The sequence below is a fragment of the Streptomyces sp. NPDC040545 genome, from assembly GCF_055595065.1.
In genome coordinates, this window is record NZ_JBVIWA010000001.1 from 215,900 (window position 1) to 237,066 (window position 21,167).

General features: G+C 72.1%; 22 protein-coding genes. 18 read left to right on the forward strand and 4 right to left on the reverse strand.

Features of this window, described 5'->3' with window-relative positions; genetic code table 11:
* Positions 1 to 63 precede the first annotated feature (63 nt).
* From ACZ573_RS01110 to glmM, 4 genes are all read left to right on the forward strand, one after another.
* Positions 64 to 1,374, forward strand: a complete 1,311-nt coding sequence (locus ACZ573_RS01110) for a glycosyltransferase family 87 protein (RefSeq protein ID WP_471297510.1) — start codon at positions 64 to 66, stop codon at positions 1,372 to 1,374.
* A 231-nt stretch (positions 1,375 to 1,605) separates the two neighbouring features.
* Positions 1,606 to 2,049 carry a 50S ribosomal protein L13 gene (rplM, locus tag ACZ573_RS01115; RefSeq protein ID WP_008739660.1) on the forward strand — a complete coding sequence of 148 codons (444 nt, stop codon included), beginning with the start codon at positions 1,606 to 1,608 and terminating at the stop codon, positions 2,047 to 2,049.
* 42 nt (positions 2,050 to 2,091) lie between these two features.
* Entirely contained in the window at positions 2,092 to 2,613 is a 522-nt protein-coding gene (gene rpsI / locus ACZ573_RS01120; protein WP_150258789.1) for a 30S ribosomal protein S9, read from the forward strand.
* Positions 2,614 to 2,748: 135 nt separating this feature from the next.
* A complete protein-coding gene (gene glmM, locus ACZ573_RS01125; RefSeq protein ID WP_471297512.1) occupies positions 2,749 to 4,107 on the forward strand; it encodes a phosphoglucosamine mutase in 1,359 nt (452 codons plus the stop codon).
* On the opposite strand, the gene ACZ573_RS01130 is transcribed toward glmM, so the two are convergent.
* On the reverse strand, positions 4,104 to 5,084 hold the full coding sequence (locus ACZ573_RS01130; protein WP_471297514.1) for a DUF389 domain-containing protein: 981 nt from the start codon (positions 5,082 to 5,084) through the stop codon (positions 4,104 to 4,106). The genes glmM and ACZ573_RS01130 overlap by 4 nt on opposite strands.
* 16 nt (positions 5,085 to 5,100) lie before the next feature.
* Complete coding sequence (coaA, locus tag ACZ573_RS01135) at positions 5,101 to 6,150, reverse strand: type I pantothenate kinase (RefSeq protein WP_471297516.1); 1,050 nt, start codon at positions 6,148 to 6,150, stop codon at positions 5,101 to 5,103.
* Between the two features lie 297 nt (positions 6,151 to 6,447).
* Between coaA and ACZ573_RS01140 the strand changes: the two genes are divergently transcribed.
* The 8 genes from ACZ573_RS01140 (at position 6,448) to ACZ573_RS01175 (ending at position 14,384) form a co-directional block, all read left to right on the forward strand.
* Positions 6,448 to 7,215 (forward strand): hypothetical protein, encoded by a 768-nt coding sequence (locus ACZ573_RS01140; RefSeq protein ID WP_471297518.1) that lies wholly within the window; start codon positions 6,448 to 6,450, stop codon positions 7,213 to 7,215.
* A gap of 106 nt (positions 7,216 to 7,321) precedes the next feature.
* Positions 7,322 to 9,169 carry a glutamine--fructose-6-phosphate transaminase (isomerizing) gene (gene glmS / locus ACZ573_RS01145; protein WP_471297520.1) on the forward strand — a complete coding sequence of 616 codons (1,848 nt, stop codon included), beginning with the start codon at positions 7,322 to 7,324 and terminating at the stop codon, positions 9,167 to 9,169.
* A gap of 29 nt (positions 9,170 to 9,198) precedes the next feature.
* Positions 9,199 to 9,567, forward strand: a complete 369-nt coding sequence (locus ACZ573_RS01150; RefSeq protein WP_471297522.1) for a holo-ACP synthase — start codon at positions 9,199 to 9,201, stop codon at positions 9,565 to 9,567.
* 10 nt (positions 9,568 to 9,577) lie between these two features.
* Positions 9,578 to 10,978, forward strand: coding sequence for an NAD(P)H-hydrate dehydratase (locus tag ACZ573_RS01155; protein WP_471297524.1), 1,401 nt, complete (start codon positions 9,578 to 9,580; stop codon positions 10,976 to 10,978).
* A 247-nt stretch (positions 10,979 to 11,225) separates the two neighbouring features.
* On the forward strand, positions 11,226 to 12,362 hold the full coding sequence (gene alr, locus ACZ573_RS01160; protein ID WP_471297525.1) for an alanine racemase: 1,137 nt from the start codon (positions 11,226 to 11,228) through the stop codon (positions 12,360 to 12,362).
* Positions 12,307 to 13,566: an alpha/beta fold hydrolase gene (locus tag ACZ573_RS01165; protein ID WP_471297527.1), complete on the forward strand. Its 1,260-nt coding sequence runs from the start codon at positions 12,307 to 12,309 to the stop codon at positions 13,564 to 13,566. The genes alr and ACZ573_RS01165 overlap by 56 nt, the downstream gene beginning before the upstream one ends.
* Positions 13,517 to 14,083, forward strand: a complete 567-nt coding sequence (tsaE, locus tag ACZ573_RS01170; protein ID WP_471297528.1) for a tRNA (adenosine(37)-N6)-threonylcarbamoyltransferase complex ATPase subunit type 1 TsaE — start codon at positions 13,517 to 13,519, stop codon at positions 14,081 to 14,083. Before ACZ573_RS01165 ends, tsaE begins: the two co-directional genes overlap by 50 nt.
* A gap of 115 nt (positions 14,084 to 14,198) precedes the next feature.
* Positions 14,199 to 14,384, forward strand: a complete 186-nt coding sequence (locus tag ACZ573_RS01175) for a hypothetical protein (RefSeq protein ID WP_471297530.1) — start codon at positions 14,199 to 14,201, stop codon at positions 14,382 to 14,384.
* 45 nt (positions 14,385 to 14,429) lie between these two features.
* Here the strand turns inward: ACZ573_RS01175 and ACZ573_RS01180 are convergent, their stop codons facing one another.
* Positions 14,430 to 14,984, reverse strand: coding sequence for a hypothetical protein (locus ACZ573_RS01180; protein ID WP_471297532.1), 555 nt, complete (start codon positions 14,982 to 14,984; stop codon positions 14,430 to 14,432).
* 118 nt (positions 14,985 to 15,102) lie between these two features.
* Between ACZ573_RS01180 and tsaB the strand changes: the two genes are divergently transcribed.
* From tsaB to ACZ573_RS01200, 4 genes are read left to right on the forward strand one after another with little or no spacing between them, the layout of a single operon-like run.
* Complete coding sequence (gene tsaB / locus ACZ573_RS01185) at positions 15,103 to 15,780, forward strand: tRNA (adenosine(37)-N6)-threonylcarbamoyltransferase complex dimerization subunit type 1 TsaB (protein WP_471297534.1); 678 nt, start codon at positions 15,103 to 15,105, stop codon at positions 15,778 to 15,780.
* A gap of 20 nt (positions 15,781 to 15,800) precedes the next feature.
* Entirely contained in the window at positions 15,801 to 16,280 is a 480-nt protein-coding gene (gene rimI, locus ACZ573_RS01190) for a ribosomal protein S18-alanine N-acetyltransferase (RefSeq protein ID WP_030725871.1), read from the forward strand.
* Positions 16,273 to 17,424, forward strand: coding sequence for a tRNA (adenosine(37)-N6)-threonylcarbamoyltransferase complex transferase subunit TsaD (gene tsaD / locus ACZ573_RS01195; RefSeq protein ID WP_471297536.1), 1,152 nt, complete (start codon positions 16,273 to 16,275; stop codon positions 17,422 to 17,424). Before rimI ends, tsaD begins: the two co-directional genes overlap by 8 nt.
* Positions 17,421 to 17,693 (forward strand): hypothetical protein, encoded by a 273-nt coding sequence (locus ACZ573_RS01200; protein ID WP_030725866.1) that lies wholly within the window; start codon positions 17,421 to 17,423, stop codon positions 17,691 to 17,693. The genes tsaD and ACZ573_RS01200 overlap by 4 nt, the downstream gene beginning before the upstream one ends.
* 19 nt (positions 17,694 to 17,712) lie before the next feature.
* Here ACZ573_RS01200 and ACZ573_RS01205 read toward each other — a convergent pair whose 3' ends face one another.
* On the reverse strand, positions 17,713 to 18,915 hold the full coding sequence (locus tag ACZ573_RS01205) for a class I SAM-dependent methyltransferase (RefSeq protein ID WP_471297538.1): 1,203 nt from the start codon (positions 18,913 to 18,915) through the stop codon (positions 17,713 to 17,715).
* Between the two features lie 145 nt (positions 18,916 to 19,060).
* Between ACZ573_RS01205 and ACZ573_RS01210 the strand changes: the two genes are divergently transcribed.
* Positions 19,061 to 19,999, forward strand: coding sequence for a polysaccharide deacetylase family protein (locus ACZ573_RS01210; RefSeq protein WP_471297540.1), 939 nt, complete (start codon positions 19,061 to 19,063; stop codon positions 19,997 to 19,999).
* A complete protein-coding gene (locus ACZ573_RS01215; RefSeq protein ID WP_471297542.1) occupies positions 19,996 to 20,871 on the forward strand; it encodes a polysaccharide deacetylase family protein in 876 nt (291 codons plus the stop codon). The genes ACZ573_RS01210 and ACZ573_RS01215 overlap by 4 nt, the downstream gene beginning before the upstream one ends.
* The last annotated feature ends 296 nt before the right edge of the window (positions 20,872 to 21,167 follow it).

A 21,167-nucleotide genomic window follows, 5' to 3' on the forward strand; every position in this document is an offset into this window, starting at 1 on the left:
CCCGTGGCCCCCTCGGTCGAGTGAGGGGCAGGCGTCGTGGGGCTGCGGCCTAGCATCTGGCTGATGAAGTGGGAGAACCAGGGCGTCAGGACCCGGGGTGCCGGGGACGGGGGCGCGGGGGACGGGGAAGCGGCGGGCGGGGGAACCGGCAACAGGCTGATCGACTGGCTGCTGCAGCCGGCCGCCCGGTCCTGGCAGCTGGTCTCCCTCGCGGTGCTCCTCGGGATCGCCGTCTCCACGAGCCTGCGGGCGAACTGGGGCTCCGACAACGCGTTCGTGGTCAAGGCCGCTCAGACGCTTCTGGCGGGCGGCTCCCCGTACGAGGACAAGCGCTTCCTCTACCTGCCCAGTGCCGTGATCATGGCGGTTCCCGAGGCGCTGCTGCCGCGTGAGGTGCTGCGGTGGCTGCTGCCGGTCGGGATGTCGGGGCTGCTGGGCGCCGGCTGGCTGGCCGCGCTGCGGATATTCGCGGTGCCACTGCGCTCGCGCTTCGCGGTCGGCGGCTTCGCGGTGTTCGCCCTCGTCTACAAGCCGTACATCAACCTCGTGCTGATCGGTAACTGGACCGCCATCTCGGCGGCCGCCCTGCCGGTGGCGCTGCTGCTCGCGCAGCGGCGCTCGTGGGGGTCGGCCGGGCTGGTGGTGGGGCTGGCGATCGCGTGCAAGCCGATGCTCGTGCCCCTCGGGCTGCTCTTCCTGGTCGCCCGGCGGTGGCGGGGGCTGGCCGCGGCCGTGCTGGTGCCGCTGGGGTTCTCGCTGGCCGGTGCGCTGATGATGCCGAGCCCGTCGCTGTTCTTCACCAAGACCCTGCCCTTCCTGCTCCAGGGACAGGACTCGTACGCGCTGCCGTGGGACGCCTCGCCGATCGCCGTGCTGCCGCGGCTGGGGGTGCCGGTGCCGCTGGCGGTGCTGGTGGCCTTCGCGGGGGCCGGTGCGGGCCTGTGGGCGGCCTGGGCGCGGTGGCGGCGGGAGGACACCGACGGGGGCGAGCTGCGCCTGGTGGAGACGGCCTGCATGGTGATGCTCGCCGCATTTCTGGTGTCGCGGCCGTCCTTCGACCACTACCTGCTGGTGGTCCTGCCGCTGCTGATGGCGTCGGTGGTGCGGACGGACGCGGCGGCGCGTTCGCCCTGGTTCTGGGCGGCACTGGGGCCCCAGGTGGCGGGCATTCCGTGGCCGTCCGAGCTGGAGGCCAAACGGCGGGCCTTCAAGGACTGCGCCACCCTGTGCGGAGTCGCGATCGTGCTGGCGCGTCGTGCACTGCGCTCCGGGCGGGTTACTCTGGAGCCCGTAACAACTGCGGGGTCCCCACCCAGGACCGAACCGGAGTGCGCCGCGACGTCAGCAGAATCGGCATCGCGGACCGCGTTTTGACCCGTAAGGGTCTGCTTGGGTATCCTGCTGGTTTGTTATGCGTATTGGCTTTCTCATTCTCACGTGAAAGGGCCTTGCGCCGGTCCACCGGACCGATGACCAGCAGTTCACGCGGGTTGCGTCCCCGTTGTGAACGAGGGCTGTCGTGATCGTCCGTGGTGACCCTGTCAGGACCTTCCCGTGGGGCTTGCGCCCTTGGGATACCACCACTGAAGAAGCGAAGGCATACGCGTGCGTACGTTCAGCCCCAAGCCCGGCGACATCTCGCGCCAGTGGCTCGTCATCGACGCCCAGGACGTTGTCCTCGGCCGTCTGGCGACCCAGGCCGCTGCCCTCCTGCGGGGTAAGCACAAGCCGACCTACGCCCCCCACATGGACATGGGCGACTTCGTCATCATCGTCAACGCCGACAAGGTTCACCTGTCCGGCAACAAGGCGTCGCAGAAGATGGCTTACCGCCACTCCGGCTACCCGGGTGGTCTCCGCTCGGTGCGCTACGACGACCTCCTGGCGAACAACCCGGAGAAGGCCGTCGAGAAGGCCATCAAGGGCATGCTCCCCAAGAACACCCTGGGCCGTCAGATGCTCTCGAAGCTGAAGGTCTACTCGGGCGACCAGCACCCCCACGCTGCCCAGCAGCCGGTGCCGTTCGAGATCACCCAGGTCGCGCAGTAGTTCCGGCCACCCCCTAAGACGTAGAAAATTCTGAGGAGCATCGTGGCCGAGACCACCGCCGAGACGACCCCCGTCGACGAGTTCGAGGGCAACGTCGAGGAGTACACCAGCGAGTCTGAGGTCGTCGTCGAGGGCGACTACACCTCCGAGTCCCTTGCCGGTCGCTTCGGCGACCCCCAGCCGGCCGCCGGCCTGGGCCGTCGCAAGAACGCCATCGCCCGCGTCCGGATCGTTCCGGGCACCGGCAAGTGGAAGATCAACGGTCGCACCCTTGAGGACTACTTCCCCAACAAGGTGCACCAGCAGGAAGTCAACGAGCCCTTCAAGCTCCTCGAGCTTGACGGCCGCTACGACGTCATCGCCCGCATCTCGGGTGGCGGCGTCTCCGGCCAGGCCGGCGCCCTGCGCCTCGGTGTGGCCCGCGCGCTGAACGAGGCGGACGTGGACAACAACCGCCCGGCGCTGAAGAAGGCCGGCTTCCTTTCCCGCGACGACCGTGCGGTCGAGCGCAAGAAGGCTGGTCTCAAGAAGGCCCGTAAGGCTCCGCAGTACAGCAAGCGTTAATCTGCGCCTGCTGTTCTGCAACGAAACCGCCCCGGCAGCACTCTCTGTGCTGCCGGGGCGGTTCGTTTACCGCCACAAGCGGCAAATACCTGTCACAAGCGGTCATACGCGAAGCGGAAACTCGGGAGGACAACAGTGGGACGACTCTTCGGGACGGACGGTGTACGCGGCGTTGCCAACGCGGATCTGACGGCGGAGCTCGCGCTCGGCCTCTCCGTGGCGGCTGCCCACGTACTGGCCGAGGCGGGCACCTTCGAGGGCCACCGGGCGACCGCCGTGGTCGGCCGTGACCCCCGCGCCTCGGGCGAATTCCTGGAGGCCGCGGTCGTAGCCGGCCTCGCGAGCGCGGGCGTGGACGTCCTGCGCGTCGGTGTGCTGCCCACCCCGGCGGTGGCGTATCTCACCGGTGCGCTGGGCGCCGACCTCGGCGTGATGCTCTCCGCCAGCCACAACGCCATGCCCGACAACGGCATCAAGTTCTTCGCGCGCGGCGGCCACAAGCTCGCCGACGAGCTGGAGGGCCGCATCGAGTCGACCTACGAGCAGCACCGCACCGGCGCTCCCTGGGACCGGCCCACCGGCTCCGGCGTCGGCCGCGTCTCCGACTACACCGAGGGCTTCGACCGGTACGTCGCCCACCTCATCGGGGTCCTCCCCAACCGCCTCGACGGCCTGAAGGTCGTCCTCGACGAGGCCCACGGCGCGGCCGCGTACGTCTCGCCCGAGGCGTTCACCCGGGCCGGCGCGGAGATCGTCACGATCGGCGCCGAGCCCAACGGCCTCAACATCAACGACGGCTGCGGCTCCACCCACCTCGGCCTGCTCAAGGCGGCTGTGGTCGAGCACGGAGCCGACTTCGGCATCGCGCACGACGGTGACGCCGACCGCTGCCTGGCCGTGGACGGCTCCGGCGAGGAGATCGACGGCGACCAGATCCTCGCCGTGCTGGCCCTGGCCATGCGCGAGGCCGGCCAGCTCCGCGAGAACACCGTGGTCGGCACCGTGATGTCCAACCTGGGCTTCAAGCTGGCCATGGAGGCCGAGGGCATCCAGGTCGTGCAGACCGGCGTCGGCGACCGCTACGTGCTGGAGTCGATGAAAGAGCACGGCTACGCGCTCGGCGGCGAGCAGTCCGGCCACGTGATCATCCTCGACCACGCGACGACCGGCGACGGCACGCTGACCGGCCTGCTGCTGGCGGCGCGCGTCGCGGCCACCGGCAAGTCCCTCGCCGAGCTGGCGGGCGTCATGCAGCGGCTGCCGCAGGTGCTCGTCAACGTTCCCGACGTGGACAAGTCCCGCGTCACCACCTCCGCCGAGCTGGCCGCCGCGGTCACCGACGCCGAGCGCGAGCTGGGCACCACCGGGCGGGTGCTGCTGCGTCCCTCCGGTACGGAGCCGCTCGTACGGGTGATGGTCGAGGCCGCCGACATCGAGCAGGCCCGCTCGGTCGCCGGCCGCCTCGCGGACGTCGTGAAGTCCGCGCTGGGCTAGAGATCCGGACGGGCTCCGCCCGGCCCGCGTGGCGCACCCGGCTTCCGGACCATCCGGCCCTGCTGGGTGCGCCACAGCAGTTTCCAGCAGATGAGGGTGACCGTTCCGGCGAGGATGATGCCGCCCAGGTTCACCGCCAGCTGCGCGGCCGAGCCCCACATCTGGGAGAAGTCGCCGTAGCTGAGGGCCACCGCCGCGTTCGCTCCGGCCGGGACGGTGGTGACGGAGATCGCCACGCCCACCAGCGCACCGGCCTTCGCCGAGGTCAGCGACAGCATGCCGGCCACACCGGCGAGCAGCGCCACGACGAAGGAGAACGGGTCGGGCTGCCAGATGAAGCTGGTGTTCGGCCGGGGGTTCTCCAGCATGCTCTCCTGGAACAGGCCGAGCGCGGTCATCCCCAGACTGAAGACCGTCGTCGCCACGATCGCCGCCGTGAAGCCGACGAACAGCGCGAGGAGCGAGCGCCCGGCGAGCCGGCGCTCGCGCCGGACCAGGCCCGTGCAGATCCCGGCGAGCGGGCCGAACTCCGGGCCGACCGCCATGGCGCCCACGATCAGGATCGCGTTGTCCAGGACCACACCGCAGGCCGCGATCATCGTCGCCACGATCATGAAGGCGCAGTAGGTGATGGTGAGGGTGGACTCCTCGTGCGTCGACCCGGCGAGCTGCTCCCAGATCACCGCGTCGGCCGCCTCGCCCGGCGCCTCCTCCTCGGCCTCGTCGGCGCGTCTGGAGATCGACAGGTCGATGTGCTCGACGGCGATCGAACCGCTATCGCCGATGCCGAGCGAGCGCATCTCCTGCAGCAGTTCGTCGGCCGACTCGCGGGCGACGTCGCACAGGACGAGATCGCCCTCGGGGTCGCGGGCGGCGCCGGTCAGCACGACCAGATGGGTGGTCCCGACCGTCCGGTCGATCAGCGCCACCACCCGTTCGGTGAGGTGATGCGGGGTGATCATCCGCAAATGCAGCATTTCCGCACCCTAGCGACTAGAGCTTGCGGAGGCTCAGCTTCTGCACCTTGTGGTCGGGTCCCTTGCGGACGACGAGGGTGGCCCGGCCTCGGGTGGGCGCCACGTTCTCCAGCAGGTTGGGCCGGTTGATCGTCCGCCACATCGTCTGCGCGTACTCCATGGCCTCCTCCTCGGAGACCTGGGTGTACTTGCGGAAGTAGGAGAAGGGATTCTGGAACGCGGTCGCGCGCAGCTTCCGGAAGCGGTTCAGGTACCAGCGCTCGATGTCCTCGGGCCGCGCGTCCACGTACACGCTGAAGTCGAAGTAGTCGGCGAGGGCGACGCGGGTACGGCCGTCCGTGCCGGGGAGGGCCGGCTGGAGCACGTTGAGGCCCTCGACGATCAGGATGTCCGGGCGGCGGACGACGAGTTCCTCGCCGGGGACGATGTCGTAGATCAGGTGCGAGTAGACCGGGGCCCGCACCTCGTCCTTGCCGGCCTTGATGTCGGCGACGAAGCGGGTGAGCGCGCGGCGGTCGTAGGACTCCGGGAATCCCTTGCGGGAGGTCAGCCCACGCCGCTGGAGCTCCTTCATCGGGTACAGGAAGCCGTCGGTGGTGACCAGCTCCACGCGCGGGTGCTCGGGCCAGCGGGCCAGCAGCGCCTGCAGCAGGCGCGCCACGGTGGACTTGCCGACGGCGACCGAACCGGCGACACCTATGACGAACGGGGTGCCCTGCTGGGCGCCGTGCCCGTTGCCCGCGTCGCCGAGGAAGGTGTTGAGGGTGCCCCGCAGGTTGCTGGTGGCGCCGACGTAGAGGTTGAGGAGCCGGGACAGCGGCAGGTAGACGTCACGGACCTCGTCGAGGTCGATGACGTCACCGAGGCCGCGCAGCCGCTCCACCTCGTCGGCGGTCAGCGGCAGCGGGGTCCGCTCCCGCAGGGCGCTCCACTCGGCGCGGGTGAGGTCGACGTAGGGCGAGACATCGGGGCCCCGGCGGTGTGCGGGGCGGGTGGGGTGCCCGTCCCGGCCGGTGCGCTCCGTTGCGTTGTCCGGCGTGTTGCTTCGTGGCGGCGAAGTGATCACACCGCCATTGTCGGGGCTCCGGGGCGGTTGTGGGTGGTGTGGTCGGTCACGTGTGCAACGGGAGGGGCCGGTACCGGACAGGGCCTGGCCGGTGCGGCCCCGGTTGTACGCCGGGTGGTTTCGATTGGAAATGCCTGGGGTCTCGCTGGGGTCACGATTGGCCTTGATCCCGGCCTGCGGCAACGGTCCGATCCCCGGCCCCGTACATTGTTGATCACCGCAGTCATCTCCACGTCCCGTTTCCGGGGCGCGGTTCGGGCTGCCCTGTCTCAGCCGCATTCATGGGGGAGTTTTCTCGTGCGCAACGCTCTTGTCCGCCGTACCGTCCTGGCCGCGTCCGCGGTGTCCCTGACCCTGCTCGTCACCGCCTGCGGCGGCCAGAAGGCCGACACCAAGGCCGACGCCAAGCCGTCCGAGGCGGCGACGTCGGCCGCCCCGGCCGCCAAGGCGAAGACCACCGCCGAGCTGGCGGGCCTGCTCGTGGTCCAGGCCGACCTGCCCAACCACGTGGTCAAGGCGGCCACCCCGGCCGAGCTCGCCGCCGCGTCCGCCACCAAGAGCGACAAGCCGGAGTGCCAGCCGCTGGTCTCCGCGCAGTCGATGGCCCCGATCGGCACCGCCGCGGGCACGGCCGGGACGAAGGCCGTCGCCAAGGGCAAGGAGCCGGCCGCCGACGCCAGCCCCGAGGACAAGCTCAAGGCCGGTCTGGACGCCCTGGGCGCCACCGCCACCTCGGTCTCCCTCCACTCGTACGAGGGCAAGGGCGCCGCCGAGGCCTTCGCCACCATCAAGAAGGCGGGCACGACCTGCGCCGGCGGTTACACGGGCGGCCAGGGCGGCGACTCGCTGAAGATCACGAAGGTGGCCCCGGGTGCCGCCGTCACCGCGGGCGACGAGGCCCTCGCGTACACCGTGACGGGTGACGCGGACGGCGAGGCGATGAGCATGGAGCTCGTGGTCGTCCGCAAGGGCAGCACCCTGGCGACCTTCTCGGCCGTGAGCCTGGCCGGCGCCGCCGAGCAGCCGAAGGCCGTCGTCGACGCCCAGGTGAAGAAGCTCGGCTGACGCCTGCTGACGACACGTCAACCCGCTCCGGCGCACGCGCCGGGGCGGGGTTTTCGTCTTGTTCGGCTACGGGGCGGACGGCCAACTACGGCGTACGCTGCGGCCTATGTGCGGAATTGTGGGTTACGTGGGAGCGCAGTCGGCGCTCGATGTGGTCATCGCCGGACTCAAGCGGCTGGAGTACCGCGGCTACGACTCGGCCGGGGTCGCCGTGCTCGCGGACGGCAGCCTGGCGGCCGTCAAGAAGGCTGGCAAGCTCGTCAATCTGGAGAAGGAGCTGGTCGGGCACCCGCTGCCGACCGGTTCCACGGGGCTCGGGCACACCCGGTGGGCGACCCACGGCGGGCCCACCGACGCCAACGCCCACCCGCACCTCGACAACTCGGGGCGCGTGGCCGTCGTGCACAACGGCATCATCGAGAACTTCGCCGCGCTCCGGGCCGAGCTGGCCGAGCGCGGACACCGGCTGGAGTCCGAGACGGACACCGAGGTCGTGGCGCACCTGCTGGCGGAGCAGTTCTCGGCCACCGGCGATCTCGCGGAAGCCATGCGGCAGGTGTGCCGGCGCCTGGAAGGCGCCTTCACCCTGGTCGCCGTGCACGCCGACGAGCCGGACGTGGTGGTCGGCGCGCGCCGCAACTCGCCCCTGGTGGTGGGTGTCGGAGAGGGGGAGAACTTCCTCGCCTCGGACGTGGCCGCGTTCATCGCCCACACGCGGTCCGCGATCGAGCTGGGGCAGGACCAGGTCGTCGAGCTCCGCCGCGAGGGCGTCACGGTGACCAACTTCGACGGTTCGGCCGCGACCGTACGGGCGTACCACGTCGACTGGGACGCCTCGGCGGCCGAGAAGGGGGGCTACGACTACTTCATGCTCAAGGAGATCGCCGAGCAGCCGAAGGCCGTCGCCGACACCCTCCTGGGCCGGATCGACGCGAGCGGCTCGCTGACCCTGGACGAGGTGCGCATCCCCGTCTCGGTGCTCAGGGAGGTCGACAAGGTCGTGATCGTGGCGTGCGGTACGGCGTACCACGCGGGCATGATCGCGAAGCTGGCCATCGAGCACTGGACCCGCATCCCGTGCGAGACGGAGCTGGCGAGCGAGTTCCGCTACCGCGACCCGATCCTCGACCAGCGGACGCTGGTGGTCGCGATCTCGCAGTCCGGCGAGACCATGGACACCCTGATGGCGCTGCGGCACGCGCGCGAGCAGGGGGCCAGGGTGCTGGCCATCTGCAACACGAACGGGTCGACGATCCCGCGCGAATCGGATGCGGTCCTCTACACGCACGCCGGTCCCGAGGTGGCCGTCGCCTCGACCAAGGCCTTCCTGACGCAGCTGGTGGCCTGCTACCTGGTCGCGCTCTACCTCGGACAGGTCCGGGGCACGAAGTGGGGCGACGAGATCGAGGCCGTGATCCGGGAGCTGTCGGACATCGCCGCGGCGGTGGACACCGTCCTGGAGACCATGGAGCCGGTACGGGAGCTCGCGCGCTCGCTCGCCGACAAGGACACCGTGCTGTTCCTGGGACGGCACGTCGGCTACCCGGTGGCGCTGGAGGGCGCGCTCAAGCTCAAGGAGCTGGCGTACATGCACGCCGAGGGCTTCGCGGCGGGCGAGCTCAAGCACGGGCCGATCGCGCTGATCGAGAAGGACCTGCCGGTGGTGGTCGTCGTCCCGTCGCCGCGCGGCCGGTCGGTGCTCCACGACAAGATCGTGTCGAACATCCAGGAGATCCGGGCGCGCGGGGCGCGGACCATCGTGATCGCGGAGGAGGGCGACGAGGCGGTCGTCCCGTACGCCGACCACCTGATCCGGATCCCCGCGACGCCGACGCTGCTCCAGCCGCTGGTGGCGACGGTCCCGCTGCAGGTGTTCGCGTGCGAGCTGGCGACGGCGCGCGGCAACGAGGTGGACCAGCCGCGTAACCTCGCCAAGTCGGTGACCGTGGAGTAGTGGTCGCCCAGGCCAGTGGAGTTGTCGTTGTGATTATCGGCGTCGGGATCGACGTAGCGGAGATCGAGCGGTTCGGAGCGGCGCTGGAGCGCACCCCGAACCTGGCCGGACGGCTGTTCGTCGACGCCGAGTTGACGCTGCCGAGCGGCGAGCGGCGCGGGATCGCCTCGCTCGCCGCCCGGTTCGCGGCCAAGGAAGCCCTCGCCAAGGCCCTCGGCGCGCCCGCCGGGCTGCTGTGGACCGACGCCGAGGTGTACGTCGAGGACAGCGGGCAGCCCCGGCTGCGCGTGTCCGGGACGGTCGAGGCGCGGGCGCTGGCGCTCGGCGTGAAGTCCTGGCACATCTCGCTCAGCCACGACGCCGGTATCGCCTCCGCCGTGGTGATCGCAGAAGGGTAGGGGGCAGTCCGTGCGCACTGCTTACAGCGTGGAGACCGTACGGGCCGCCGAGCGGGAGCTGATGGCCCGGCTCCCGGAGGGCGCCCTGATGCAGCGGGCGGCGGCCGGCCTGGCCGCCGCGTGCGCCGGGCTGCTGCGGCGGGCCCGCGGCGGGGTGTACGGCGCCCGGGTCGTCCTGCTCGTCGGCCCCGGGGACAACGGCGGCGACGCGCTCTACGCGGGCGCCCGGCTGGCCCGCCGCGGGGCCGGGGTGACGGCCGTGCCGATGGACCCCGAGCGGATGCACCCGGGCGGGCTGGCCGCGCTGCGGGCCGCCGGGGGACACCTTTCGCGGTCGGTCCCGCAGCGGGCGGACCTCGTCCTGGACGGGCTGCTCGGGATCGGCGGGCGCGGCGGGCTGCGCCCGGCGGCCGCGGCCCTGGTGGAGCGGATCCCGCCGGGGGTCCCCGTGGTCGCCGTGGACCTGCCGAGCGGGGTGGACGCGGACACCGGGGAGGTGGCGGGTCCGGCCGTGACGGCCGATGTGACGGTGACCTTCGGGGCGTACAAGCCCGGCCTGCTGATCGACCCCGGGGCCTCGCGGGCGGGTGCGGTGCACCTCGTCGGCATCGGGCTGGAACTGCCGTCGCCGGAGGTGGAGGCCCTGCAGCACGCGGATGTGGCGGGGCTGCTGCCGGAGCCGACGGCGACGAGCGACAAGTACCGGCGGGGCGTGGTCGGGATCGTCGCCGGGTCCGCGCAGTACCCGGGCGCGGCGGTGCTGGCCGTGGCGGGGGCGCTGCGGGGCGGCGCGGGCGCGGTGCGGTACGTGGGTCCGGCGGCGGAGGCGGTGCTCGCCCGCTACCCCGAGACGCTGATCGGGCCCGGCCGGGTGCAGGCGTGGGTGGTCGGCCCGGGGCTGGGGGAGGGGCGCGCCGGGGAGGTCGCGGAACTCCTGGCGGGGGACACAGCGGTGCTGGTCGACGCGGACGGGCTGCGCGGGCTGGACGCGGCGGCGCTGCGGGCCCGCAGCGCCCCCACCCTGCTGACCCCGCACGCGGGGGAGGCGGCGGCGCTGCTCGGCGTGTCGCGGGAGTCGGTGGAGGCGGGCCGGCTGGACGCCGTACGGATGCTGGCGCAGCGGTACGGGGCGGCGGTGCTGCTGAAGGGCTCGACGACGCTGGTCGCCTCGGGCGGCGGAGCCGTTCGGGTGAATCCGACGGGCACCCCCTGGCTGGCCACCGCCGGCAGCGGGGACGTGCTGTCGGGGTTGGCGGGGTCGTTGCTGGCGGCGGGCCTGTCGGGGGCGGACGCGGGTGCGGTGGCGGCGTACCTCCACGGCCTGGCCGCCAGACTCACCGGCGGCCCGCTGCTGGCTCACCAAGTGGCCGAGGCCCTCCCCACCGCGTGGCGCAACGCCGCCCACCCGTGACCCCGCCTGGATCTTTCAGCCCGCCCGGGGTTTGAGGACCGGGTCCGGGCAGAGCCCGGGGAACGGTGGAAGGGCAGGGCGGGGAGGACGCTCCGCGCAGCGGCGCCGTGGCCGGGGCCAGCCCCCGGACCCCCGCGCCTCAAACGCCGGCGGGGCTGGAGTGGCGCGGCGGACCTGCATGGGCGCGGCGGGGCCGAAAGGCCCAGCCCCCGCAGGGCCCGGCGGGGATTCTGAGAGACTGGGGGCAATGAACGAGACAGCGACGCGCGTGTACGCCGAGATCGATCTTGACGCCGTACGGGAGAACGTGCGCGCACTGCGCGAGCGGGCGCCCAGGGCCGAGTTGATGGCCGTGGTCAAGGCGAATGCCTACGGGCACGGCGCCCTGGAGTGCGCCAGGGCCGCCCAGGAAGCCGGTGCCACCTGGCTCGGGACCGCCACGCCCGACGAGGCCCTCGCGCTCCGCGCCGCCGGGATCCAGGGGCGCCTCATGTGCTGGCTCTGGACGCCGGGCGGGCCCTGGCGGGAGGCCGTCGAGGCCGATATCGACGTCTCCGTCAGCGGCATGTGGGCCCTCGACGAGGTCCGCGAGGCCGCCCGCGCGGCGGGCCGCACCGCCCGCATCCAGCTCAAGGCCGACACCGGCCTCGGCCGCAACGGCTGCCAGCCCGCCGACTGGGAGGCCTTGGTCGCAGCGGCCGTCGCCGCCCAGGCCGAGGGGACCGTCCAGGTCACCGGCGTCTGGTCGCACTTCGCCTGCGCCGACGAGCCCGGTCACCCCTCGATCCAGCTCCAGCTGGCCGCCTTCCGCGACATGCTCGCGTACGCCGAGAAGGAGGGCGTGGAGCCCGAGGTCCGGCACATCGCCAATTCGCCGGCCACCCTGACCCTGCCCGAGTCCCACTTCGACCTGGTGCGCTGCGGGCTGGCCGTCTACGGGGTCTCGCCCGCCCCCGAGCTCGGCACCCCGGCCCAGCTGGGCCTGCGGCCCGCGATGACCCTCAAGGCCTCCCTCGCGCTGGTCAAGACGGTCCCCGCCGGGCACGGGGTGAGCTACGGCCACCACTACGTCACCGATGCCGAGACGACCCTCGCGCTGGTCCCGGCCGGATACGCCGACGGCATCCCCCGGCAGGCCTCGGGCCTCGGCCCGGTGCTCGTCGCCGGCAAGGTCCGCCAGGTCGCCGGGCGCGTCGCGATGGACCAGTTCGTGGTCGACTTGGAGGGAGACCACGCCCGCGCGGGTGACGAGGCCGTCATCTTCGGGGACGCGGAGCGCGGTGAACCCACCGCCGAGGACTGGGCACGAGCGGCGCACACGATCGCGTATGAGATCGTCACCCGTATCGGTGCACGTGTGCCCCGGGTGTACCTCGGCGGCTGAGCGGAGTGAGGGCGGCGGCGTGAGCGAGAACTGGCGCAAGGCCGGCTGGGCCGGCGCCGCCATCGGCGTGATAGCCGCGGGCGCGGCGGCCGGTGTCGCGGTCGAACGGATCACCGTCGGGCGCGGCATGCGGATGAAAGCACGCCTGGCACTCGACGCGGCCGGGGACTACGGGTCCCTGCGCGGCACCGAGGGAATCTGCCGGGCCGAGGACGCCACCGAGCTCTACTACGAGGTCGACGAGCTCCCCGACGACGGCAAGCGGCGACGGCTGCGGCGCAAGGCCGAGCCCCAGGCCACCGTGGTCTTCTGCCACGGCTACTGCCTCGGCCAGGACTCCTGGCACTTCCAGCGCGCCGCCCTGCGCGGTGTGGTCCGCGCGGTCTACTGGGACCAGCGCAGCCACGGCCGCAGCGCGCGCGGCCTCGCCCAGGCGGACGGCGAGCCGGTGAGCATCGACCAGCTCGGCCGGGACCTGAAGGCCGTCATCGACGCGACCGCCCCCGAGGGGCCGCTGATCCTGGTGGGTCACTCGATGGGCGGAATGACCATCATGGGATTCGCCGAGCAGTACCCCGAGATCGTCCGCGACCGCGTCGTCGGCGTGGCCCTCGTCGGCACCTCCAGCGGCCGCCTCGACGAGGTGACGTACGGGCTTCCGGCCGTCGGCATGGGAGCCGTGCGCAGGCTCCTGCCGGGCGTGCTCAAGGCGCTCGGCTCGCAGGTGGAGCTGGTGGAGAAGGGCCGCCGGGCCACCGCGGACCTCTTCGCCGGAATGATCAAGATGTACTCGTTCGGCTCCCGGGACGTGGATCCGGGCGTCGCGCGGTTCGCGGAGCGGCTGATCGAGGCCACGCCCATCGACGTGGTCGCCGAGTTCTACCCGGCCTTCCAGACCCACGACAAGACCTCCGCGCTCCAGCTGTTCGCGGACCTGCCGGTGACGGTCATAGCCGGGGACAAGGACATGATCACCCCGTCCGCGCACAGCGTCGCCATCAAGGAGGCGCTCCCCGGCGCCGACCTCGTGGTCCTGGAGTCCACCGGGCACCTCATGATGCTGGAACGCCCGGAGACCGTGACGCGGCTGCTCACCGAGCTGCTGGCGCGCACCGGGGCGGCGGCCGTCCCCGCAGCGACTAACGTTGGCGGGCATGGAAGAAGTACCGCTGGAAGCACAGCGCAGCCAGGCGCCGGCACCTGAGGCCGGGGCCGGCGCGGAGACCCGGATCACCATCGACTCCCCGGACGCGATGCAGGAACTGGGCCGCAGGATCGCCGGCCTGCTGCGCCCGGGCGACCTCGTCCTGCTGACCGGCGAGCTGGGCGCGGGCAAGACCACGCTCACCCGCGGCCTCGGCGAGGGCCTGGGCGTGCGCGGGGCCGTGACCTCGCCGACCTTCGTGATCGCCCGGGTGCACCCCTCGCTGACCGGCGGACCGGCGCTGGTGCACGTGGACGCGTACCGCCTGGGCGGCGGGCTGGACGAGATGGAGGACCTGGACCTCGACGTCTCGCTGCCCGAGTCCGTGGTCGTCGTGGAGTGGGGCGACGGCAAGGTGGAGGAGCTCTCCGACGACCGGCTGCACGTGGTGATCGCGCGGGCGGTCGGCCACGAGGAGGTCCTGGACGACGTACGGGAGGTCCTCGTGCGCGGGGTCGGGGCGCGCTGGAGTGCCGGGGCCGGGCTGGACGCCCTGGCGGGCGCCCTCTCGGAGTAAACGTACCGACAACTCGTCGGCAAGATATTGCGCTGTCGGCGGCCCTCGTGGTGACATGGTACCGAGAGTTTCTTAGGTATGCCTAAGTACGGTGTCCCGGGTCCAGGAGGCAGCCATGTCGGCACCAGCAGGAGCACATCGCGAACCCCGCCCGTCCACCGTCTCCATGTGGACGCTCCTCGCCGCCGGCATGGCCGCCACCGCCGTCTCGACGCCGCCCGCGCGCGAGTACGCCACCACCCCGGGCGGGCCGGCCGACACCGCACACGAAGAGGCCGCTCCGGAATCCGAAGCGGCCTAGGCGTGGCGCGCCGTCACCCGGTCGGGTGAAAGCGAGGGCGATCCGTCAGGGAACGACGACGACCTTCGAAGCGATCGTCGCGAAGGCCCACATCGCGTCGCCGTCGGCACGGGTCATGCGGATGCCGCCGGTCTTCTTGTTCGGGTCGGGCTCCGGCAGCGCGCCGTCCGAACGGGCGCTGAAACCGACCGCCACACCCTCCGTGCTGGCGAACCGCACGACGTGCTCGATCGGCACGCCGTCCGAGCCGGTGACCGAACCAGAGCGCGACCCCACCGTGTACGTGCCCGGCTTCGGGTGCACCGTGCTCGGCATCACCGTGAACGACTTCGGCGGCTGCGCGGGGTCGCCGACCAGCCACACCCGCTTCTGGCCCACCGAATACACGACGCGCACCCCGGTGCCGGAACCCTCGGGCACGGCCACCGGCTTCGCCGGGTCCTGCTTGGCGGCCGGGCTCGGGGCGGGGGCCGGTTCCTGGGCGGCGGCCTTCGCGGGACGCGCGGGCGCCGTGGCGGAGGCCTGGTAGCCGAGGAAACCGACGACGGCCACCGCCGCGGCGGTGAGCCCGGCCACGATTCCCGAGCTGCTGCGTGCCACCTTGCTCCACCTCTCCGCGCGACCGATACCACGTCAGGTACCCCGTCGAAAGGTAGCAGCCGCCCTGCTCCGGGACCGGCCGCAAGGGGTGCGGCCGCCGGAGTCGTAGGCTGTTCGCGTGCTCTTGCTCGCCGTAGATACCGCCACGCCCGCCGTCACCGTCGCCCTGCACGACGGTGAGTCCGTCGTCGCCGAGTCGAACCAGGTCGACGCCCGCCGCCACGGGGAGCTCCTGCTGCCCTCCGTGGACAAGGTCCTCGCCGAGGCCGGGGTCACGCTCGACGCCGTCACAGACATCGTCGTCGGCGTCGGACCCGGCCCCTACACCGGGCTGCGCGTCGGCCTCGTCACCGCATCCACCTTCGCCGCCGTGCTGGGCGTGCCCGTGCACGGCCTGTGCACGCTCGACGGCCTCGCGTACGCCGCCGGGACCGCCGGCATCGAGGGCCCCTTCATCGTCGCCACCGACGCGCGGCGCAAGGAGGTCTACTGGGCCCGGTACGAGGACCCGCGCACGCGCGTCGGCGAGCCCGCCGTGGACCGCCCGGCCGACATCGCCGAACAGGTCGCCGGCCTGCCCGCGGTCGGCCAGGGCGCACTCCTGTACCCCGAGGTGTTCCAGGACGCCCGGGGCCCCGAGCACCAGTCGGCCGCCGCGCTGGCCTCGCTGGCCGCGGAACGACTGGCCGCGGGCCTGGCGTTCGAAAATAGTGGGGGCCTGCCTCCGACCCCGCTCTACCTGCGCCGGCCCGACGCCCAGGTGCCCAAGAACTACAAGGTGGTCACGCCGCAGTGACCCCCCACACGCTGCGCGAGATGCGCTGGTGGGACATCGGGCCCGTGCTGGAACTGGAGCACGAGCTGTTCCCCGAGGACGCCTGGTCCGCCGGGATGTTCTGGTCCGAACTCGCCCACGCACGCGGCCCGCAGGCCACGCGCCGCTACATCGTCGCCGAGGACGCGGCGGGCCGGCTGGTCGGCTACGCCGGACTGGCCGCCGCCGGCGACCTGGCCGACGTACAGACCATCGCGGCCGCGCGCGACCAGTGGGGGACCGGGCTCGGCGCCCGGCTCCTGACCGACCTGCTGCGCGCCGCCACCGCGTTCGAGTGCGCCGAGGTGCTGCTGGAGGTACGGGTGGACAACACCCGCGCCCAGAAGCTCTACGAGCGCTTCGGCTTCGAGCCCATCGGCTTCCGCCGCGGCTACTACCAGCCCGGCAACGTCGACGCGCTCGTCATGCGACTGACCGACCCCGCACAAGCACGAACTGAGAGCAGTGAGAGCAATGGCTGACGAACCGCTCGTCCTCGGCATCGAGACCTCCTGCGACGAGACCGGCGTCGGCGTCGTCCGCGGCACCACCCTGCTCGCGGACGCGATCGCGTCGAGCGTCGACGAGCACGCCCGCTTCGGCGGCGTCGTGCCGGAGGTGGCCTCGCGGGCCCACCTGGAGGCGATGGTCCCCACCATCGACCGCGCCCTGAAGGAGGCCGGGGTCAGCGCCCGCGACCTCGACGGCATCGCCGTCACCGCGGGACCCGGCCTCGCCGGTGCGCTGCTCGTGGGCGTCTCGGCGGCCAAGGCCTACGCGTACGCGCTGGGCAAGCCGCTGTACGGGGTGAACCACCTGGCCTCCCACATCTGCGTGGACCAGCTGGAGCACGGGCCGCTGCCGGAGCCGACCATGGCGCTGCTGGTGTCCGGCGGGCACTCCTCGCTGCTGCTGGCCCCGGACATCACCTCCGACGTACGGCCGCTCGGCGCGACCATCGACGACGCGGCGGGCGAGGCCTTCGACAAGATCGCGCGCGTGCTCCAGCTGGGCTTCCCGGGCGGTCCGGTCATCGACCGGCTCGCACGCGAGGGCGACCCGAAGGCGATCAACTTCCCGCGCGGGCTGACGGGGCCGCGCGACGCCGCGTACGACTTCTCCTTCTCCGGGCTCAAGACGGCCGTCGCCCGCTGGATCGAGGCGAAGCGCAACGCGGGCGAGGACGTACCGGTGCGCGATGTGGCGGCGTCCTTCCAGGAGGCCGTGGTGGACGTGCTGACGCGCAAGGCGATCCGGGCGTGCAAGGACGAGGGCGTCGACCACCTGATGATCGGCGGCGGCGTCGCGGCCAATTCCCGGCTGCGCTCGCTGGCGCAGGAGCGGTGCGACGCCGCGGGGATCGTGCTGCGCGTACCGCGGCCGAAGCTGTGCACGGACAACGGCGCGATGGTTGCGGCGCTGGGCGCGGAGATGGTCAAGCGGAACCGGCCCGCATCGGACTGGGACCTGTCGGCGGACTCCTCGCTGCCGGTGACGGACCCGCACGTGCCGGGTACCGCGCACACGCACGATCACGGCCACGGCCACGGCCACGGCCACGGTCACGGCCACACGCACGATCACGACCACGTGCACGAACTGAGCAAGGACAACCTGTACTCGTGAGCACCGTCGCGCTGATGTGGGAGGCCCGGGCCGCGGACGGCCGGGGCAACGAGCTGCTGGAGTGGGCCCGCGCCCAGGTCCTCGCCCGGGAGCCGGTGCGCCGCGAGGTGTTCCGCGCCCCGCAGGACCGGGTCCTCGTGATCACCTGGTGGGAGGCCGCCGAAGGCGTCGCGGCCGACCTCCCCGAGCTGCCCGAACCGGCGGCCGACCTGATCACGCGGGCGGTGCACCGCTGGCGGTTCGAGTCGGTGGAGGTCGACGGAGGCTGACCGGGGCGGGGGCCAGGGGTCAGGCCAGAGGCCAGGGGGTGTCGGCGGGGGCCGGCACAGGGGCGCCGATGAGCATCGAGGGAGCTCCCGCCACCCGGGTCAGGAAGACGGTCGCGGAGTTCGGCCCCTGCGGTTTCACCTTCCTGCGCAGCTCCTCGGGCTCGATCGCCGAGCCGCGCTTCTTCACGGTCAGGATCCCGACCCCGCGCTCGCGCAGCAGCGCCTTGAGCTTCTTCAGGCCGAAGGGCAGCACGTCGGTGATCTCGTACGCCGTCGCGTACGGCGTCGCGCGCAGCTCGTCGGCGGTGATGTAGGCGATGGTCGGGTCGATCAGCCGGCCGTCCAGCTGCGCGGCGACCTCGGCGACCAGATGGGCGCGGATGACGGCCCCGTCCGGCTCGTAGAGCCAGCGGCCGACCGGCCCGGCCGCCGGATCGGGCAGCGGATCGGCCGTGTGCAGCCCGCGCGGTCCGGGGAGCAGGGTGGCGCGTACGGTCCCCGGCGCGGTCCCGAACCAGAGCACGGCCTCCTTGACGTCCCCCTGGTCGGAGATCCACTCGGCCTCGGCCTCCGCGGGCACGGCCTCGTGCGGGATCCCGGGGGCGATCTTGATGGCGGCGTACTTCGCCGCACGGGCCGTCTCCACCGCCCACGACAGCGGCGGCGAGTACGACTCCGGGTCGAAGATCCGGCCGCGCCCCCCGCGCCGGGCCGGGTCGATGAAGACGGCGTCGTATCCGGCGGTGTCCACCTCCGTCACATCCGCCTCCCGGACCTCGATCAGGTCCGCCAGCCCCAGCGCCTCGGCGTTGGCCCGCGCGACGGCGACCGTGAGCGGGTCGTGGTCCACCGCGAGCACCCGGATGCCGAGCCGGGCCAGGGCCAGGGCGTCGCCGCCGATGCCGCAGCACAGGTCCGCGAGGCTGCGTACGCCGAGGGCGGCGAGCCGCTCGGCCCGGTACGAGGCCACGGACGCGCGGGTGGCCATCTCGCCGCCGCCGGGCGTGAAGTACATCCGGAAGGCGTCCTCGGCGCCGAACTTCGCCACCGCGCGCTGCCGCAGCCGGGCCTGCCCGAGCGCGGCGGAGACCAGGGCGGCGGGGTGCTCGCGGCGCAGCCGCGTGGCGACGGCCAGCTCCTGGGAGGGGTCGTAGTCGCGGAGCGAGTCCAGGAGGGCGCGGCCCTCGGGGGTGAGGAGGGCGGCGAAGTCTTCGGGGGTCACGGGTCCATTGTCGGCGACGGGCCGGCCCGGGGGCGGCGCGGGCGGGCGCCCCGGACCGGACGGTGTGGGCCAGTCGAAGGAAGGTGGGACCGCGTTCGCGGTGTCTTCCGGGGAGCCCGTGTGTCGGATGCCAGGATGCGCTGCTATGCAGCTAGTACGACAAAAAGGAAATAAGTCGCAACAAGGTCACCGGTACGCGGCAGGTCCGCGCGGCCGGTTCGGGGTGGCCGTCGCGGCCCTGCTCGTCGCCGCCGTCGGGACGGCGTGCGGCTCCGGGGACTCCGGGCCGGACAAGGCCGCGAAGGCGAAGGCCGCGGAGGCGGGCGCGGCGGGCGCGCTCAGCGCCGCCGAGAAGGCCAAGGAGGCCCAGCAGGCGCGCGTCGTCGCGGCGAAGAAGTGGGGCCTGCGCAAGACCCCGCTCGCCGCCCCGCCGGCGCCGAAGGTGAAGCCCGAGATCACCACGCGCGAAGGCTTCGAGGTGGAGGACCAGGAGGAGTACCCGAACGTCTTCACCACGGTCCCCACCGAGGACAAGGTCGTCTTCCTGACGATCGACGACGGCTCGGAGAAGGACCCCGAGTTCCTGAAGATGATGCAGGAGCTCAAGATCCCGTACACGGCCTTCCTCAGCGACTACGTTGTACGGGACAACTATCCGTACTTCAAGCAGATGCAGGCCGCGGGCGTCACCCTGAACAACCACACGCTCAACCACCGCTACATGCCCGGCCTGTCGTACGAGCAGCAGCGCGAGGAGATCTGCGGCCAGCAGGACACGATCCAGAAGCAGTTCGGCAAGCGGCCGACCCTCTTCCGCCCGCCGTACGGCAACTACAACCAGGACACGCTGCGCGCGGCGAAGTCCTGCGGCATCAAGGCGGTCCCGCTGTGGAACGCGGAGGCGTTCACCAACCGGATGGACTACCGGGAATGGGACCGCGATCTGCACCCCGGTGACATCATCCTCACTCACTTCCGGGGCAAGGACGACTGGAAGGGCACGATGCCTGACATGATCCGTCATGTCATGAAGACCGTCACGGACAAGGGATACGCCGTGGCTCGCCTGGAGGACTATCTGTGAAGCACGCGCGCCGGTTGGTAGCCGGAACGCTGGCGGCCGGCGCGCTCGCGCTGTCCCTGACGGGGTGCGGGGACAGCGCGGCACCCACCGAACGACTGGCCGCCAAGACGGCGCAGCCGACACCGGAGGCCGGCAGCGCCGCGCCGTCGACGGCTTCGCCGGCACCGGGGGGCGCCTCCGACGAGGCGTACAAGAAGTGGGGCCTGACGGCCCCCCTCCAGTACGCGCCCAAGCCGGCCCAGAAGCCGCAGATCCCCAAGCCGGGCGCGGGCAAGGTCCCGGTGATAAACCGAATACCCGTCCCGGCGGACGACAAGGTCGTCTTCCTGACCTTCGACGACGGCGCGGAGAAGGACCCCGAGTTCCTGAAGATGGCGGCCGACCTCAAGCTGCCGATCAGCATGTTCCTCACGGACAACGTGGCTTCGTCGGACTACGGGCACTTCGAGAAGATCCGCGACAACGGCTCGGCGAGCACGATAAACAACCACACGCTGACGCACCCGAATCTGCGGACCCTCTCCTTCGAGGCGCAGAAGAAGGAGATATGCGGCCAGCAGGAACGCCTGGAGAAGCGCTTCGGCAAGCGCCCGCCGCTTTTCCGCCCGCCCTTCGGCAACTACAACGACGACACCCTCCGGGCCGCCTCGGAGTGCGGAGTCTCGTCCCTGGTGCTGTGGCGGGTCTCGATGCAGATCAACAACTTCCAGTACGCCGAGGGCTCCGCCCTCAAGCCGGGCGACATCATCCTCGCCCACTTCCGCGGCCCGGGTGAGCTCAAGGGCGCGACGGAAACCCAGATGACGACGCGCATGCTCCAGCGCATCCAGGAACAGGGCTACCGCATAGGCCTCCTGGAGGACTACCTGTAGGGCGGGGACGGGGCCCGGGGCGGGAGCCACTCGGGCGGCGTCGGGGGTGTGTATGGGGGTTTCCCGTCAGTCTCATCGTCTCTCCGGTTCGGGCCGGTCCCTCAAGGGCGCTCCTACGTCGCGTCGCTTCGCGATGTCGCTGCGCTCCACCCTTGACCGACCGCCCCGCCCCGGACATACGAAAACTGCCGGGAAACCCCCAAAGGAACGGGCCGGGCGTCCTTTCCAGGGACGGGGCGGCCAGAGATGCCCAGGCAGATCCCGGTGAGCACGGTCCAGAGACGGGGCCCATCACG